This is a genomic window from Ruminococcus sp. NATIVEDY160, from assembly GCF_045819885.1.
Lineage (GTDB): Bacteria > Bacillota > Clostridia > Oscillospirales > Acutalibacteraceae > Ruminococcoides.
Genome location: NZ_CP162391.1, coordinates 910,004 through 928,031, shown reverse-complemented (window position 1 = coordinate 928,031; position 18,028 = coordinate 910,004). Strand labels below are relative to the sequence as shown.

The 18,028-nt window shown below is 52.4% G+C and carries 13 protein-coding genes; 7 read left to right on the top strand and 6 right to left on the bottom strand.

Translation table 11 applies throughout. The features are described 5' to 3' along the window. Nucleotides 1-4: 4 nt before the first annotated feature. The 7 genes from AB1I49_RS04525 to AB1I49_RS04495 all read left to right on the top strand — a co-directional run bounded on the left by AB1I49_RS04525 (nt 5) and on the right by AB1I49_RS04495 (nt 8,997). On the top strand, nt 5-1,942 hold the full coding sequence (locus tag AB1I49_RS04525; protein ID WP_186833320.1) for a PTS fructose transporter subunit IIABC: 1,938 nt from the start codon (nt 5-7) through the stop codon (nt 1,940-1,942). Between the two features lie 82 nt (nt 1,943-2,024). Beyond that, nucleotides 2,025-2,288 (top strand): HPr family phosphocarrier protein, encoded by a 264-nt coding sequence (locus AB1I49_RS04520; protein ID WP_186833321.1) that lies wholly within the window; start codon nt 2,025-2,027, stop codon nt 2,286-2,288. A 70-nt stretch (nt 2,289-2,358) separates the two neighbouring features. Further along, nucleotides 2,359-4,059 carry a phosphoenolpyruvate--protein phosphotransferase gene (gene ptsP, locus AB1I49_RS04515; protein ID WP_186833322.1) on the top strand — a complete coding sequence of 567 codons (1,701 nt, stop codon included), beginning with the start codon at nt 2,359-2,361 and terminating at the stop codon, nt 4,057-4,059. Nucleotides 4,060-4,213: 154 nt separating this feature from the next. Then, nucleotides 4,214-5,353, top strand: a complete 1,140-nt coding sequence (locus tag AB1I49_RS04510; protein WP_186833323.1) for a toxic anion resistance protein — start codon at nt 4,214-4,216, stop codon at nt 5,351-5,353. A gap of 34 nt (nt 5,354-5,387) precedes the next feature. Continuing rightward, a complete protein-coding gene (locus AB1I49_RS04505; protein ID WP_186833324.1) occupies nt 5,388-6,128 on the top strand; it encodes a hypothetical protein in 741 nt (246 codons plus the stop codon). Continuing rightward, nucleotides 6,115-7,797: a vWA domain-containing protein gene (locus tag AB1I49_RS04500; RefSeq protein WP_407721501.1), complete on the top strand. Its 1,683-nt coding sequence runs from the start codon at nt 6,115-6,117 to the stop codon at nt 7,795-7,797. Before AB1I49_RS04505 ends, AB1I49_RS04500 begins: the two co-directional genes overlap by 14 nt. Before the next feature lie 228 nt (nt 7,798-8,025). After that, nucleotides 8,026-8,997, top strand: coding sequence for a helix-turn-helix domain-containing protein (locus AB1I49_RS04495; RefSeq protein WP_407721500.1), 972 nt, complete (start codon nt 8,026-8,028; stop codon nt 8,995-8,997). Between the two features lie 145 nt (nt 8,998-9,142). On the opposite strand, the gene AB1I49_RS04490 is transcribed toward AB1I49_RS04495, so the two are convergent. The 6 genes from AB1I49_RS04490 to AB1I49_RS04465 are packed head-to-tail and all read right to left on the bottom strand — an operon-like array spanning nt 9,143 to nt 17,869. After that, nucleotides 9,143-10,816 carry a carboxylesterase/lipase family protein gene (locus tag AB1I49_RS04490; protein WP_407721499.1) on the bottom strand — a complete coding sequence of 558 codons (1,674 nt, stop codon included), beginning with the start codon at nt 10,814-10,816 and terminating at the stop codon, nt 9,143-9,145. Then, the gene (locus AB1I49_RS04485) at nt 10,813-13,800 is read right to left on the bottom strand and encodes an AMP-binding protein (protein WP_407721498.1); all 2,988 of its coding nucleotides are present in this window, start codon (nt 13,798-13,800) and stop codon (nt 10,813-10,815) included. Before AB1I49_RS04485 ends, AB1I49_RS04490 begins: the two co-directional genes overlap by 4 nt. Before the next feature lie 2 nt (nt 13,801-13,802). Next, nucleotides 13,803-14,108, bottom strand: a complete 306-nt coding sequence (locus AB1I49_RS04480) for an STAS domain-containing protein (RefSeq protein WP_186833329.1) — start codon at nt 14,106-14,108, stop codon at nt 13,803-13,805. 13 nt (nt 14,109-14,121) lie between these two features. Beyond that, nucleotides 14,122-15,891, bottom strand: coding sequence for an MATE family efflux transporter (locus AB1I49_RS04475; RefSeq protein ID WP_407721497.1), 1,770 nt, complete (start codon nt 15,889-15,891; stop codon nt 14,122-14,124). Between the two features lie 18 nt (nt 15,892-15,909). Continuing rightward, entirely contained in the window at nt 15,910-16,323 is a 414-nt protein-coding gene (locus AB1I49_RS04470) for an ATP-binding protein (RefSeq protein WP_407721496.1), read from the bottom strand. Further along, a complete protein-coding gene (locus AB1I49_RS04465) occupies nt 16,301-17,869 on the bottom strand; it encodes a PP2C family protein-serine/threonine phosphatase (protein WP_316610063.1) in 1,569 nt (522 codons plus the stop codon). Before AB1I49_RS04465 ends, AB1I49_RS04470 begins: the two co-directional genes overlap by 23 nt. Nucleotides 17,870-18,028: the final 159 nt, after the last annotated feature.

Sequence of the window (18,028 nt, the reverse complement as noted above, 5' to 3'; positions counted from 1 at the left end):
CATAATGCGTATTACCGATTTGCTGAAAAAACAAGGCATCGCTCTGGGCGCGTCACCGAGCTCCAAGAGTGAAGCAATCGACCTGCTGGTCGGCCTGCACGAGAAATGCGGTAACCTGAAAGACACCGCAGCCTACAAGGAAGGCATCATCGCCCGCGAAGGAATGGGCACAACCGCCATCGGCATGGAGGTTGCTATTCCCCACGCCAAGAGCGAAGCGGTCAAGGCTCCCGCTCTGACAGCCATCACCGTTCCGAACGGCGTTGACTACGACTCACCCGACGGTCAGCCCTGCAAGCTCATCTTCATGATAGCGGCGACAACCGACGGCGACGTTCACCTCGAGGTTCTCGCAAGACTGATGCAGATGCTTATGCACGAGGATTTCACCGCGAAGCTCAAGGCGGCGAAAACTCCCGACGAGTTCCTGAAGATCATCGACGATCAGGAAACAAAGCAGTTCCCCGACGAGGCTAAGGCTGTCGCAGCGGAAGCTAAATCAGGCTACCGCGTACTGGCTGTAACAGCCTGCCCGACAGGTATCGCTCACACCTACATGGCTGCCGAGGCTCTTGCCAAGGCAGGCGAACAGATGGGCATTACCATCAAGGTTGAAACCAATGGCTCCGGCGGCGCCAAGAACGTTCTGACCGCCGAGGAGATCGCGAACTGCGACGGTATCATCATCGCTGCCGACAAGAGCGTTGAGACCGCACGTTTCGACGGCAAGCCCGTTTACTCGACTAAGGTTGCCGACGGCATTCACAAGCCCGAGGAGCTCATCAACAAGATCATCAACGGTCAGGCTCCCGTATTCCATTCCGACAAGGCTGCTGCGGCGTCCTCAGACGGCGGCGGCAACGAGAGCTTCGGCAGAAAGCTCTATAAACACCTGATGAACGGCGTATCGCATATGCTTCCGTTCGTTGTAGCAGGCGGTATCTTTATCGCGATCGCATTCCTGATCGACGCCGCAATGGGCGCTCCTCAGGACGGCAACTTCGGTTCCGCAACTCCCGTCGCGGCTTGGTTCAAGTCAATCGGCGGCGTGGCGTTCGGCTTCATGCTTCCTATCCTCGCAGGATTTATCGCAATGTCAATCGCTGACCGTCCCGGCTTGCTCGTCGGCTTTGTAGGCGGCTCTCTCGCAGCTGTCGGCTCGACCTTCGCGGCTCCCGGCGGTGACAGCACCTCCGTATCCGGCTTCCTCGGCGCTCTCCTCGCAGGCTTCGTTGCAGGCTGGCTGATGAAGATGCTCGAAAAGCTGTGCGACCACCTGCCCCGCGCGCTTGAAGGTATCAAACCCGTACTTATCTATCCTCTCGCAGGTCTCGGCATCGTAGGCGTTATGATGTGCGCCGTCAACCCGATCATGGGTATCATCAACACAGGTATGACAAACGGCGTTACCGAGATGGCCAAGAACCCCGCTCTCATCGTTCCGCTCTGCGCTCTGCTCGCCGGCATGATGGCTATCGACATGGGCGGCCCGTTCAACAAGGCTGCTTACGTTACCGCTGCAGGTCTGCTCGCTAACTCACCCAACAACGCTACCTACATGATCATGGCTGCGGTTATGATCGGCGGTATGGTTCCTCCAATCGCTATCGCTCTCTCCACCACTATCTTCAGAAGCCGCTGGACTGACGAAGAAAGAAAGAACGGCCCCGTTAACTTCATCATGGGTCTGTCCTTCATCACCGAGGGCGCTATCCCCTACGCCGCAGGTCATCCGCTCCAGGTTATCCCGAGCTGCATCGTCGGCTCCGCTGCCGCCGGCGCACTCTCCGCTCTCTTCGGCTGCACACTGATGGCTCCTCACGGCGGTATCTTCGTACTCCCGACCATCGGCAACCCCGCTCTGTACTTCCTGGCGCTCGCTATCGGCTCCGTTCTCGGTATGCTCATGCTCGCCATCCTCAAGAGACCTATCAAGAAATAATTTGACTTATTAAGCAATAATATTTTTATCGGGGAGAGCCCGACGCTCTCCCCGCAAAATGAACATAAAGGAGTTTTGACATATGGTATCAAAGAAAGTAACACTCGTTAACGCACAGGGCTTTCATATGCGTCCCGCTTCCGTATTTGCAACCGCTATGGGCAAATACCCCTGCAACGTAACCATCAACTTTAACGGCAACAACTACAACGCTAAGAGCCTGCTCAACATTATCGCAGCCTGCATCAAGTGCGGCAGCGAAATCGAGCTTATCTGCGACGGTCCCGAAGAGGATAAGGCTCTTGACGAAGCCGTAAAGATGATCGAGAGCGGCTTGGGCGAATAAAACCACGTATTAAGGGGCGATCCTCGCGGTCGCCCTACAATATTAGTACCTAAACAAGAGGTGATTGTAAATGTTAAAAGGTATTGGCGCTTCCGACGGTATCGGTATCGGCAGAGTCATGATTGTCGTCGAACAGTCGCTTGATTATATACCGAAAGAGGTTACTGACATAGACGCGGAGCTTCAACGTTACCGCGATGCCGTAGACAAGTTCTGCGGCAACACCATGGAGCAGGCGGAGAATATCCGCAAGTCCACCGGCGAGAAGGAGGCCGAGATCCTGCTCGGTCACATCGCTATTATCCGCGACCCGTTCATGGGCGGCGAAATCGAGAACCTGATCAAGGCTCATCAGTGCGCCGAGGCGTCGGTTGAACAGATCTGCAAGATGTTCATCGACATGTTCTCCGCAACGGGCGACGACCTGACCATGCAGAGAGCTACGGACGTCAAGGATATCCGCGACGGTCTGCTCTCGATTCTCCTCGGCATTGAGGAGGTCAAGATCAGCGACGCTCCCGCAGGCACAGTGCTAGTAGCCAAGGAAGTAACCCCCTCGATGACGGCCGGCATCAACAAGGACAACATCGTCGGCATCATCACGGAAACAGGCTCACAGACATCTCACTCCGCTATCCTGGCGAGAGCGCTCGAAATCCCCGCCGTACTCAGCGTACCGAACGCGGTTTCGAGCCTGTCGAGCGGTGAGCAGGTCATTGTCGACGGCAAGAGCGGCGATGTTATCACAGCTCCTTCCGAAGAGCAAATCGAAGAATACACCGCGAAGCGCGAAGCGTTCCTCAGAGAACGCCGTGAACTCGAAAGTCTCAGAGGCAAAAAGACCCTCTCTGCAAGCGGCGAGGAATACGAGCTGTTCTGCAACATCGGTACTCCCAAGGACGCGACTAAGGCTGTCGAGGCTGACGGCGAAGGCGTAGGTCTGTTCCGCACGGAGTTCCTGTTCATGGACAGAAATTCACTCCCCACAGAGGACGAGCAGTTTGAAGCGTACAAGCAGGCGAGCCTGATTCTCAAGGGCAAGCCGCTCATTATCCGTACACTCGACATCGGCGGCGACAAGGATATCCCCTATCTCGGACTCGCCAAGGAAGAGAACCCGTTCATGGGCTTCCGCGCTATCCGCTACTGCCTGAAGAACCGCGATATGTTCAAGTCGCAGATCAAGGCGATCCTCAGAGCGAGCGCGTTCGGCGATATCCGCATCATGTTCCCGCTTATCACGGCGATCGAAGAGCTGCGTCAGGGCAAGGAGCTTGTTGAGGAAGCAAAGAACGACCTCAGAGCTTCGGGCATTGAATTCGACGAGAACATTCAGGTCGGCGTTATGACAGAGACCGCCGCTTCCGGTGTGATCGCAGATCTCCTCGCGAAGGAAGCAGACTTCTTCAGCATCGGCACAAACGACCTCACAGGCTATACTATGGCGGCTGACAGAGGCAACGGCGATGTTTCTTACCTCTATTCCCCGTTCCAGCCCAGCGTTCTGCGCATGATCCGCCGTATTATCAAGAACGCACGAGAGAACAATATCCCCGTCGGTATGTGCGGTGAGGCTGCCGCCAACCCGATGATGATTCCGCTGCTGATTTCCTTCGGACTTACCGAATTCAGCGTTTCGGCGCCTTCCGTCCTCAGAGTCAGAAAGAACATCTCCAAGTGGACAAAGGCGGAGGCAGACGCTGTTGCCGAAAAGGTAATGGCAATGACCACCGAGGCTGAAATCACCGAATATCTCAACACAGTTGTATAATCTTTTTCTTCATTTACTTCCGTCCCCGGGCAGGATTCCTGTCCGGGGACAATATTTTATAACCAATCTCTTGACAATATTCAAGCGTTTTTGTTATAATAAAATTTAAAAGAAAATTATATTTTTGTTTAATTTATGAAAGGATGAATAAACTATGTCTGATATTCAGTTAGTGCTTGACGGAGTGCCCGAGGAACCCGCTGCAGATCCTGTTCAGGAGCAGGAAAACGCCCTTGCAGCTCAAAAGGTATTAAGCGAGGTAGAAAAGCTCTCCGCCGAGGAGCAGGCTCAGGTTGAGGCTTTTGCAAAGAAAATCGACCTGCACAAGTCCGAAATCATTACAAACTACGGTGCGACCATTCAAAAGCAGTCCGCCGCAATCGCCACCAAAACCCTCCAGGACGTTAAGACCAAGAACACGGGCGAAATCAGCAACCTGCTCGTTGAAATGGTTGTCGCTATGGACGGCGTCGAAGGCGGCAAGGATCAGGGCGGATTTCTCTCGAACTTCTTCAAGAAGATCAAGGGCGCCGCTATCACCACACGCACAAGAAACGAGAGCGCCGAAAAGACGCTTGAGCGCATCGAAAAGCAGCTCGAGGGTCACAAGCTGAACCTGCAGAAGGATATCGCTATGCTCGACGCGCTCTACGACGAGAACTGGAACACCTTCAAGGCTCTGACCATGTATATCAAGGCTGCTGAGATTGCGATTGAGGACGCGCGCAGCGGTGAACTTGCCGAGCTTTACGCTAAAGCTCAGGCTTCGGGTCTGCCCGAGGACGCTATGCTCGCCGACAACTTCGCAAAGAACCTCGACCAGTTTGAGAAGCAGGTTCACAACCTCCGTCTCACACGTACAAGCTGTCTGCAGTCCGCTCCGCAGATCCGCATGATCCAGCACAACGACCAGGATATGACCCTCAAGCTCCAGAGCAGCATCGTAAACACCATGCCCCTGTGGAGAAAGAAAATCGCCATGTCGATCGCCATCAACAACAATCTGCAGGCGGCTCAGGCTGCCAACGCGGTTGACGACCTCACAAACAAGATGCTCAGAGAACAGGCGGCTCAGTTCCACCTCGGCGTAGTTGAATCAGCGAAGTCCTCGCAGAGAAGCATTATTGACATTGAGACCATCGACTATGTAAACAAAGAAATCACGGGAGCTGTCCTCGACTACATCGCGATCGAGCAGAAGGGCGCTCAGGACCGCCGTGCCGCGGTTCAGGTTATCGCAAACTCCGAGCGCGAGCTTGTACAGGGCATTCTCTCCGCTACCGCAGGAAATTAATGAAAAGATTTTTTAACGAAAGAGGTGATGAATTATGCTGAAAGCGCTCAGAATACTCGGCGCGATACTTTCCGCGATCGGACTCGTCGGAATTGCCGCGGGGCTTTTGGCTTCATCATCTATGATTGTTGCAATCGGCATTCGCGGCGTAAGCCTGCTCTCCACCATTTCCGCCGTTACGCTCTGCACGGGCGTGACAGCATTGGCAGGCGGCACTATTCCCGCAATCGTTCAGCGCCGCAGCAATCAGAAGCAGCTCGAGCATGACCGCGAAACCGACAGAAAGCAGTTCTCAGACTACGCGAAGGACAGCCTCAACCCCGAGAAAACACGTATCCGCCTTGAACAGCTCCGCCGCAAAAATCCTAACCTCAACACGCTTGTCGAAACCTGTCTGGAGCAGATGGACAGGATCGACACCTATCAGGCGCGTCACAGGAGTCTGCTTGAGGCAAACGAGGCAATTTATCTCGAGGACACGATTGAGATCATCGACGAGAGCGAGAAACGCATCTGCCGCAATATCCGCAATATCATCAACTGCTGTATCCTCGTCGAGGACAGCAAAAGCAGCGTCAATGAGCTCGACGGCAACATCATCAACTCCTCCCTCGCCGAAAATGAGGAGGAACTTAAAACCGTCGCCACTCTTCTGAGATATTCCGTCGCCTACATCAACAACTACAACCGCAGCGGCGTCAGTGACAGAAGCGAGCTTGACGCATGGCTGAAAGTCATGAAGTCGTCTATGGGAGGCAATAATGAAAAACACTAAAAAAATCGTAGCGGGCGTGCTCTCGCTCGCGATGCTCTCGGGAATAGCCGCAGGCTGCACCAAATACGAATCAGGCAGCGAGAAGGTTTATTCCTATGACGAGGCTATAAAAGAGCTGAAGGCTTTCAACGACCAGATACAAACCGACGAGGTCAGGCCGCAGCTCGATATTTACAAGAACGAAGCGGCGTCGGCTACGCTCGCAGATATCAAAACCTTCCCTCTGACCGTGGAAGGAAACGGCTCTATCAATATCGAAATTGCAGCCGCCACCGAATTCAGCTCTGATTCTCCCGACGACTGGATGAACATTGTCGCCGAGAACTTTAACCGCAGCGGCGTGACCGTAGGCGGAAAATCCGTCAGCGTTACCGTCCGCAGGATCACCTCGGGCGAGGTTCTGACCTATATGACCGAGGGCGACTACAAACCCGACGTTTACGCACCCAGTTCGGAAGCATGGGGGCTTATGCTCGCCGCTAAGGGCGTCGGAACTGTTGAGCTCGCCGACAGGATCGCAGGCAACACCGCAGGCGTTCTTATGGAAAAGAAAACTTATGATTCTTTTACAGAAAAATACGGCGAGGTCACACTCGAGAATGTTCTCAACGCTTCTCTCGCAGGAGATCTGACCTTTGCATACACAAACCCCTACACCTCGTCAACGGGACTGAATATCCTCACCTCGATGCTCTACGCGTTCGACAGGGATGATCCGCTGTCGCAGACGGCTCAGCAAAAGCTGATCGACTATCAGAAGCAGTCGCCGCCTGTCGCCTACACCACCGGAGTTCTCCGTGACCAGGCGACCAAGGGTATTATCAAAGCGATGGTCATGGAGGAGCAGGCTTATCACAACACACCTGAGCTGAAAAACTACGTCTACACCCCCGCGGGTATCCGCCACGACCACCCGCTCTATACCTTTGACTACGTTTCGTCAGAAAAGCAGGAAGCGGCAAAGCTGTTTACAGAGTTCTGCCTGAGCAGCGAATCGCAGAGCCTCGCCGACAAAAAGGGCTTTAACCTCCACAACGAATACAAGAGTCAGCCGAACGGAATGGACGGCGCGGGTTATCTCGCTGCCCAGAAAATCTGGAAGCAGAGCAAGGACGGCGGTCAGCCGATTATCGCGGTATTCGTCGCTGATGTATCGGGAAGCATGGCAGGCTCACCAATTAATTCCTTAAAAGAATCATTACTCGCCACTTCGTCCTATATCAGCTCTGACAACTACATCGGTCTGGTTTCGTTTGCAGATAACGTCCACATCAATCTTCCGATTGACGTTTTCGACGACGAGCACAGAGCGTATTTCTCGGGAGCGGTAAAAGCGCTCGACATCGAGGGCAGCACCGCCACCTACAACGCGGTTCTTGTCGCACTCAAGATGATGGTCGACAAGAAGGAGGAAATTCCGAACGCGAAGATGATGCTATTCGTCCTCTCTGACGGCGAACAAAACAGAGGCTACAGTCTTGACCGCGTCGCTCCGATCGTCGGCGGTCTGAAAATCCCCGTCTACACCATCGGTTACAACCTCACATCGGATTCTCAGGCAACCAACGAATTGAAACGTCTCAGCGGAATCAACGAAGCGTCGCTTATCAATGCGACCTCGGACGATCTGATAAACCACATGCGCAACCTGTTCAACGTTGAATTATAATTTTTCATCTATCAAAGCGTCGCCTACGGACAATCCGTGGGCGGCGCTTTTTCCTGTCTGAAAACGAATATTTATACTAAACAAAAATTTTTTTAACAAAAACCCGAAAATGTCTATTCTAAAAGGTTCATATATTTTGAAAGTGGGTAGTAATTACTGATGTTTTATGTTAAAATTTAGAATTAGGAATAAATGGATATTTTTTCCTTTTTTTGAGGTGGAAATTCAATGGCAGATAAAATCAGTCACCTGAACAATGCAGGATTTTTAAAAAGCGAACACAAAAAAAGAACCGAACTTTCACTGCCAAACGGCGCGGGCTATATCTTTTCTTATCACCCCTTTGAAAGCATGCAAATCATCTTTTTTGATATTCATTCCTCCGAGATTCCCGACCTTTGGCAGCTCGGATTCAGAAAGGGTGACGAAGGACGGTATCTCCGCACACTGATTTGCAAGCGCGGAAGCTGTCATTTTTTTGTTAACGGTTCCGAGGGCATACTTCTTTCGGGTCAGGTGATGATGGATTACGGCATCGGCGACGACAAGTCTTTTTTGTTCACGAGCGATAATTTCTCAGGCGTTGAAATCATCATGCAGGTTGATACACTTGTAAAAGAAAGCGCAATGCTCAGAATGCTCCGCTTTGTTGTTGAAGAGATGTGTCTCCCCGAAGAGGAGATATTCGACAGCAACGGCTATGTATTCAACTATTCTAAAACAACAGAGCAAACCCTTGATAAGCTCCTGAATTCAGGTTTAAGCAGAGCTGACGGGATCATGCTCATCGCGCTCACCGTTGAAATCGGACATAATCTCGGTACTGACCTCAAGGAGATAAGCACCGATAAACACACTGACGTTTCTGAAAAGCAGCTTCTTATTGCCGAGGACATTTACCGCTGCCTGACCGATGATTTCGGTTCAAAACACACCGCGACACATTTTGCGAAAAAATACGGTACCAGCGACACAACCGTTAAGAAATACTTCAAGAAGGTTTATGGCTACGGCTTCAAAGAGTATCAGACAAAGGTCAGAATGGAGTGGGCTGCCGAAAAGCTCGCTACAACCGATATGAAGGTCGGAGATATCTCGGACGCTGTCGGTTACGCAAAGCACACCAAGTTCAGCAACGCATTCAAGAAATATTACGGTATAACTCCGCTGACATACCGCCGCAAAAACCTCAGATCATAATTTTATTTTGCTTATTCCGGGATTTTGTTTTGAGAATCCTTCACCCTGTATCCCCCGAGTCCGTCTTCTCCTCGGGGGATTTTTCTATATATACAAAGAAGCCTGCCGCAATGGAAGCGACAGGCTTTTATGGTTTTATATTTTGTCAGTCGAGTAATTTCTTGACGAGAATCGCTATACCTGCAACGGCGGCTGCTGCTGCGACTCCGCCCAAGATAGCTTTGCGGACAAAGGGCACGTTATAGTCAAGCGTCGCGTATGACGGATTGATCATGTAATGCAGCAGCGGTGACAGAAGCTCACGCTGTTCACGGAGCACGTCGGATTTCAGGTGCGGCTCCTTCGAAATCACCATCGATACACGCGAGCTTTCGTCGTACGGGAACCAGCCGAGTCCGTTGACCGACGGGTCGCCTGTGCGCGCGAAGTTCGTCCACATCTGCATCACCATATCCGACAGAGCTTCGTCGGCTCGCTCGCCGGTGTAGATCGTTTCGTCGAGGTTGCCGAAGACATATGCAAGCTCTACGGCGTGACAAGCCTTGCGCAGCGGCATTGCGGAAGGCACAGTCCAGTAGTACATATACGCTTTGCCGCCGTTCTTGGAATGCTCCTGCACCTGATAAATAGCAGGCAGGCGGAACATCATCTCGTTGTAGAACTCGGCCATGCGCCACATGCTGTGACCGTGCAGCCTTGACATAAACTGCTTTGCACGCGCCTTATCCTCTTTGGGCAGGAGTTTCATGTCGTTTTCGAACTTCACGGGTATGCTGAAACGGAAAGGAACCACGCCGCCGATCTCGCCTATCCAGTAATTCATCTCGTTCGAATTGGTGCCGATCAGAATATCAACGTCAGCGGTCGCGCCGTTTTCATAAGGCTCATAGGGATTCTCAGGAATCAGCCTTCCGTCGCGTTGAGGGAAGTTGTTATAGTAATTTACCTTCTCGTTGAGCGCGCGAAGCTGATTTTCGTCCATCGAGAGCAGATCGTCCATAGACCTCGCGCCGCTCTCCTTTATCAGGCGCATGGTGAATTCGCGGCACTCTTCCTTTGAGAATGTCAGAGCGACCGAACCGCTCTCCCCTATTACGCGGCGGAACAGACCCTTCGTCTGAGGAATGATCGGCAGCAGCGAAACGCTTCCGCCGCCTGCGGACTCGCCGAATACAGTCACGTTCTCGGGATCGCCGCCAAACGCCCTGATGTTGTTATGAACCCAGCGCAGAGCCTCAATCTGGTCGAGAATTCCGAGATTCGGTGCGTCGGGATATTCATCGCCGCCCTTGAGATATGAGAAGTCAACGAAGCCCATCAGACCCGTGCGGTAACCCACCGTGACGAGAATAATATCAGGGTGCTTGCTGACAAGCGCCTTGCCGTCGTAGAGAGGGTCGGCGGTGCCGCCCCAGCCGTAGGAGCCGCCGTGGAGGAATACCATGACGGGCTTATCCGTCCGGTCGTCGGTGCGGTTCACCCATATGTTGAGATATAGGCAGTCCTCGCCCTGAGGATAGTATGACGCCTGCTCGGTTTTCCATTCGGTCTGGATCGGAGATTTTCCGTTGTAGTACGCCTCAAAAACGCCGTCGCTGTTCGCGGGAGGAACGGGAGCCTTCCAGCGCAGCTCACCCGTGGGCTGCTGCGCGAAGGGGATTCCCTTGAAGGCGATCACATCGCCTGTCTTTCCGCCGACGAACACTCCGTTGCGGCATTTTACAGCGAGGTCGGTATCATACTCACCCGTTATGCGCTGATTGACGCCGTAGCGGTGGCGAATAATGATTTTTGCGTCGTTTTTTCTGTTCAGGTTCATTTCTTTCTCCTGAATATGCCGGCAATCGTCTCGAAGAAGTTCTTTTTATTGGTGTATTTATTGCGGATTTCTCCGATTGTAACGTCCTTCTGAGAGTTGTGGGTAACCAAGCCCTGAGCGACTCTGAGGTAGGTATCCTTGAAGACGTTCATGCTCTCGTCGTCGTAGAGGCTCGCGGTGTAGTCGATCATCAGGATAAGACCGTCCGCGCCGTCGAGGATCTCCATATCGAGAACCGTCTGTGAAGCCGCCTGGTTCTGGCGGACATCGATTGTTTCGACGTTCATTCCCTCAAGGCCGCCCATGTCGCGGATATCGCGCTGATAGAGCAGATACGCAGCCTCTTCACCGCCGACCTGGTTGTGGATATCTACATAGGGATAGCAGCTATGCTCAATGCCCTTCTGAACCTGGGTGTGAACCTCTGCGAACAGCTCGCGGAGTGTCATCTCGTCTTTTAAGCGGACGCCGACAGGAAGGTCGCGGAACAGCAGACCGACTGTGTTCATCGCGGTCATGTCCTCTCTGCCGTTGTATATCCATGAAATCTTGATGTCGTTCTCTTTGTTGTAAATCGCGATTGACAGAATCGCCGCGGTGATGAAAAACTCGTTGCGGCTGACCTTGTACTGACGCTCTACCGCCTTCATCTGGGGCTGCTCGATTCCGAGAGGTGCGAACAGCTCGCCCATCTCGTTTTCGCGCGATTCGTGGTCAACCTTCGGGTAGCTCGACCACTCTACGCCTTCATAGCGCTCCTCAAAGTACTTGCGGCTCTCCTCGTAGAATTCGGACTCAACTGCGTCCTCGCGGTTCTGCAGGAAAAGATAGTACAGATCCAGCTCGGGCTGCATGCCCATGTACGCCTTGCCGACGTTGCCCATGAATACCTTGAGCGAGGTGCCGTCGAAAAGCGTGTGATGAACGTCAAAGAATACATAGCCGCTCTTCTCTGTTTCGAATACGCGGCAGCGGTGCAGACAGCCGCCGATCATCTTGAACGGCTGAACGAGGTTGTCCTTTAAGGTGGCGAACTCAAACTCGCTGATTTTTTCAACGTGGATATCCTGCAATACTTCGGGCGTATAGCGCTGAACGATCTCGCCGTCCTCGTTGAAGTGGAAGGTGGTCAGCAGCGCCGAATGGTTGCGGATAGCTGTGTGCATTGCTTCAGCCATCTTCTGCATATCGAACATATCCTTGTCTACCTTGAGCATCGAGAAGAGGTTGTACATGGTGGATTTCGGAGTGTAAAGCTGATAGTCAACCATGTAGAGCTGCTCGGTTGTCAACGGATGGTCTGTTTCCATCGCTCGGGCGTTTTTCTGCTCGGGAGCCTCGCCGTCGTCGTTAGCGTGGTTCGCCTCGTACAGAGCTGCGATATTCTTGGGAGTTCTGCCGCGGAAGATCTCGCCCGCGTTAAGTCCGGGCAGGTCGCTCTCGGTGATTACGCGGATAGAACCGAGCGAGTCGCCGCCCAGCTCATAGAAATCGTCGTTGATGCCGACCTGATCGAGCTTGAGCACCTTTTCCATAGCGGTACAGAGCTTCCGCTGGATCTCGTTCTCGGGCGCGGCGTAGCTTGTCTTGAAGTCGGAGGTGTCGGGCTTGGGCAGAGCCTTTCTGTCCATCTTGCCGTTCGGCTTGAGCGGCACCTTGTCGATCTTTATGTAGTAGGCAGGTATCATGTAATAAGGCAGGCGCTTCGATAGTTCCTCGCGCATGTAGTTGGTGTCGACCTCGACGTCGGCGGTGTAATAGGCGCAGAGATAGCTCTTGTTGCCCTCTTCAAAGCCGCGCGCCGCTGCCCAGTCAATTCCGAGCACCTGCTTTACGGACGCTTCGATCTCGGCAGGCTCAATGCGGTTGCCGTTAATCTTGATCATGTCGCCGGTTCTGCCGAGCAGGACGTAGTTGCCGTCGGCTTCCTTGCGCGCGAGGTCACCCGTGTGATAAATGCCGTTTACAAACGCCTTCTCGGTTTCCTCGGGAAGGTTGATATAGCCGCGGACGAAGGGATTTTCAAAGCAGAGCTCGCCGATTTCGCCGTCCTCGGCTTCTGTGCCGTCCTCGGCGATCAGGGTGATTTTAGTTTCAATCTCGGGCTTGCCGATCGGACAGGTCTCGTATTCCCTGTCGATCTTGAACACGCCTACCGCGAATCCGCTCTCGGACGCGGCGTAAATATTGACAAGATCGAGGTTTTTGTTATAGAGATTGTTCGCGGGCTCGCTGCCGACAAAGAGCATTCTGAGGAACGGGCCTGTCTGGTTGCCGAGCATGCGGACATAGGACGGAGTCAGGAAGGTGATCGTGATGCGCTTATCGATAAAGAACATCTTAAGCGCCATCGGGTTTTTGATCGTGGCGTAGCTTACAATGAACATCTTGCCGCCGCAGATACTGAGAACCTCGAGGATAACGATTACGGACGCGACAAAGTTCATCGGCGCGAGGAGTGCGAGTCTGTCCTTGCCGTTGAAGGGGTTCTCTCCGTTAAGACGGACGGATTCGATCGCTCTGCCGAGGTTGCCGTACTCGTGCAGAACGCCCTTGGGGTTGCCTGTAGTACCCGAGGTATAAATCGCGTAGGCGGCATCGTGGTCGTCGGTAACGGCGTGACCTGTCTTCGGCTCTGTAGCCATCAGCTCGTCCCAGCACTCGGCGTTGAGCTCGTACTTGCAGCCGCAGTCGTTGCGGATATAGTCGATTCGGTCGGGTGCGTATGTATCCTCAACCAGCGCCCATGCCGCGCCTGCCTTCCAGACGCCGATCATCGCGATAACGGGCATAATACCTCTGGGCAGATTGATCAGAACAAAGTCCTCCCTGCCTATTCCCTTTGCGCTGAGGTGGGCGTATATCCTGCCGCTCATCTCGTCGAGCTGAGCGTATGTAATACCCTTGGAATGAGCCTCGTCAAACAAGATTGCAGCGTTGGGCTTTTCTCTTGTATACTGCTCAAGCAGTTCAATGATATTCATACTTACTCACCCATTTCGTATGTCAGGATCTCGTCAAAGCCTGTGACCTCAAATACGTCGTTTACAGCCTCGCTGACGTTGACAAGCTTCATCTCGCCCTGAGCCATCATCTTCTTCTGGAGTGAAAGCAGTACGCGGAGTCCCGCGGAAGAAACATAGTTTACTTCCTTGAAGTCGATCGTCAGATCTGTTACGCCGTCGAGGTAGGGCTTTACTCCCGCCTCAAACTCGGGCGCGGTTACTGTGTCGATTCTGCCGTTTACTGTTACAAAGAGATTGCTGCTGTCCTTTTTTCTTTTGATGTTCATATTGATTTCTCCTTTATATTGTAATGGTAATATTATTCAAATCCATAGTGCTGAGGTATTCTACCTTCTTTGCCATACCGCACACCATACGGATACCAATATTCTTTGTCTTGTCGTCTGTTTCGTGAAGCTTGATCCACTCGGTCGGATCGAACCGCTTGCAGTTGTCGCGCATACGCAGCGTCCAGCCGTTGTCGAGCTTGATAACGCGGATATCTATGCTGTGACTCTTCCCGTCGGCAAACCCGAACTTAATGATATTGTTGCTCAGCTCCTCTACAAAAAGCGAGAGCATCATGGATTCCTTGGGCGTCGCGCCCTTTTCCTCACAGAATTTCGCCACTCCCTCTGAGGCGGGAACAACCTGCGACTGCTCGGTTACAGAGAAGTCGAGGAGATTATCCTCCGAAACGCCGAAGCCGTCCCTGAGAAACAGGTAATCCTTCGCTCGGAACGGAAATCCGCGCTTCCTGATCGCCGCGTAGACGATAATGCAGACGAGGTTGATTGACTCGCCGATAAGGAACGACCACCATACCGCGTCGGCGTCGAGAACACCGAAGAGCGCGAGCGCCGGAAGCACGATAAACGGGAAGTTGACGAGGAAGCAGAAGATGTCTGAAACGACCGTGCGGCGCATTCCCTGAGTGTAGTTGATGAATGCGACGTTGAGTCCGTAGAAAAAGATACTCAGCGCATAGATTCGCAGACCCTTTGTAGCCATAGCGACCATCTGAGCGCCGTCAGCACCGCCGAACGCGCCTGCGATAAAATCGGCGAAGATCATAAGTATCGCCGTCAGCGCAGCTCCTACGATAAGAGTAGCCTTCATCGTCACCTTGACTAGCGATTCCGCAGCGACTCTGTCCTGCTCGCCGAGAATCATGCCCGCGATTATCGCGGTCGTCATCGCAATGCCGAGCATTGTCGACGAGGTGAAGTTGAAAACGGTATTTACTACGCCGAGAGCAGCGACCGCTGTGCTGGACATAATTGACGCGACCATAATCTGGTTGAGAACCGCGTTTCGCAGCATCGAGGACGCCGAGCCGACCGCCGAGGACGAGCCTGTAACGATAATATCTCCCAGATCCTTTATGCGAAGTCCCTTAAACGAGAACTTGAAGATTATATCCTTCTTTGTAAAGTGGAGCAGCATAATAATCAGCGCCGCTACATAGCTGATAGAGGTTGTAAGACCCATGCCGAGCATACCGCCGTGAATCACGAGCGCGTTGACAAGGTCGCCCGCGACATCGAGCACCGTCATGACGACAACCGCGACAACAACACGGTTTGCGTCGCCGTCGAGCCTCATCAGCGAGTTGAACTCAAACAGGAACAGCACGCACGGGAACGAGAACACGATACCGAGAAGATAATCCGCGGTGGGCTCGAGCAGATTTGAAGCGTTTCCGCGGGCGCCGAGAAGCCGGCTGATATCATACCTGAAAATCAGGACTCCCGCAGCCATTAACAGCGAGATAATCACCGTGATGACCATGCACATCGAGAACGCGCGTCTTGCCTTCTGCTTGCTGCCCGCGCCAAGATACTGCGCGCAGATGATCTGAGCGCCCGTCGCCAGAATGCCGCTGAACGCGGTGGCAAGGTTGATTATCGGAGTAACAAGTCCGTATGCCGCCATGCTGTCGGATCCGAGGAACCTGCCGATAATAATACCGTCGATAACAATGCCGAGCATTGTGGCAATCGCCGCCGCAATTATACTTATCACCGAATTGCGGAACAGCTTACTGATTATTTTTCCGTTGTTTTTCATTCTTTCATCTCTTTTGTCTTATTCAAGGTTCTTTTTTATTCTTAAAATATTCTGACCGTCTTTGTATTCGTACTCAACCATATTCATGGTTTTCTTAACCAAAAAGATTCCAAGGCCTCCGATTTTGCGCTCCTTAGCGGAAGCGTGAACGTCAGGCTCTGTCTGCTCAAGCGGATTGAACGGAACGCCATTGTCGATAAAGGTGATAATCACCGAGAGCGGATTCTCGTCGACGTCAAACCTGACCGTAGCCTTGCCGATATCGGGAGAATAAGCGTAGCGTGCGATATTTCCGAACAGCTCATCAATCGCGATCGCGATCTGGGTTTCGGCCTTCATCGGACAATCGAGCTTGTCAAGCTCCTCTGTCACAAAAGCAGTAACTTTATCTATGTTTTCAACTGCCGCTTCAATCGTCAGCTCTTTCATCATTATCATCCTTTCCGATATAATGCACGCAAAGCATGGTGAGGTCGTCAAACTGCGGATATTCCTGTACAAAGTCCTTAACATCCGTTTCTACAGACGCGAGCAGCTCCTTAGGAGTGCCGTTCTTGTGCCTGTTGACAACAGCGAGGAACCTGTCGTAGCCGTACTGCTTCTCGCCCTTTGTTTCCGCCTCGGGAACTCCGTCGGTGTACAGGAACAGCTTCGCGCCGGGTTCGAGCTTCAGCTCGGTTTCACGGTATTTCAGTCCTTTCATTCCGCCTACGACAAAGCTGTGCTTCGACTTGGCCAGCTCAAAATCGCCGTCGGGAGTCTTGAGCAGAGGATATTCGTGACCCGCGTTAGCCGAAACGAGGGTGCCGTCACTGAGATTAAGAATACCCAGCCAGACAGTGACGAACATCTCCTCCTGATTGTTTTCGCAGATCTGGTTATTTATGGTTCTGAGAACCTCTCCCGGGCTTTTGCCCGTCATCACGCAGTTCTTTATCAGAATCTTTGACGCCATCATGAACAGAGCGGCGGGTATTCCCTTTCCCGAAACGTCGGCAATAACAAGCGCCAGCCTGTCGTCGTCAACCATGAAGAAGTCGTAGAAATCACCGCCGACCTCCTTTGCGGGAGTCATCGAGGCAAACAGGTCAAATTCCGTCCTGTCAGGCAAAAACGGAAAGGTGTTCGGAAGCATATCGGATTGTATCCGCGTCGCCACGTTCAGCTCCATTTCCGTCGAGTTGATCGTCTTTTCACGCTCCGCGAACAGCACGCCGTAAATAAGGACGATCGATACGAGCATCGCGGCGTACTGTGTCGAGATTCCGAATGTGTACCGCGTGAGCAGCTGATTTATCAGAGGAATTACGACGAACGAAAAAGCGACCAGCCTGTCTTTCTTCGACGCCCTCGACATCAGCAGCTCCAGAATTACTATCAGCAGCGCGACGAACATATACAGCTGGCTTATGTACCACTTGTCGCAGCGCTGGTACCAGCCGTTTTCGTCAACCATGAAGTACAGCGGATAAAAGAAATTAACAAGACAAAGCAGCAGCGTCGGGATAAGCAGCAGATTCAGTATGCTGTCAGCCGCCCTCATCAGGCTGTTTTCCATCTTGAGAACTCGCCGCACGTACTGCCAGAACTCGTAAATCAAAACAACGCCGTTCATATAAAATAACACGTTTATTATCAAATTGAGTGTTCTGAACTGAGGAATGCCCTGCACAAGCCACGCCGCCTCGTCCAGAAACATCGCCATCGCGTTGGTTGTCAGCAGACCGACAAAAACCCTCGTGTGCTCGTTTCTCCGTTTGAAGTTCAGCACGCAGCTGAAGCAAAGCATAACGCATACCGCCATGCAGAACAAATCCGCGCCTATGCTGAACAGCCAGCTGTGCTCCATGTTGTCGAAGCCCCTGACCATAAGAAGCGAGATCGCCGCCGCCAACAGCGCGCACGAACATCCGAAGCACGCGGGAACAATCCAATTCAGCTTGTTTAGCTTTGTAGGTATTTGTCTTACGTTTTCCACGATATCCTCCAATAAACAATAATACATAATATATTATAACAAAAAATAGCGTAAAATCAAGTAATTATTTTGGATAATTTTATGCGTTTGTACATTGACAAAACATTTTTTTCACTTTACAATATAATAAGCTGGGTTATTATATCTAGTACTCTGAAA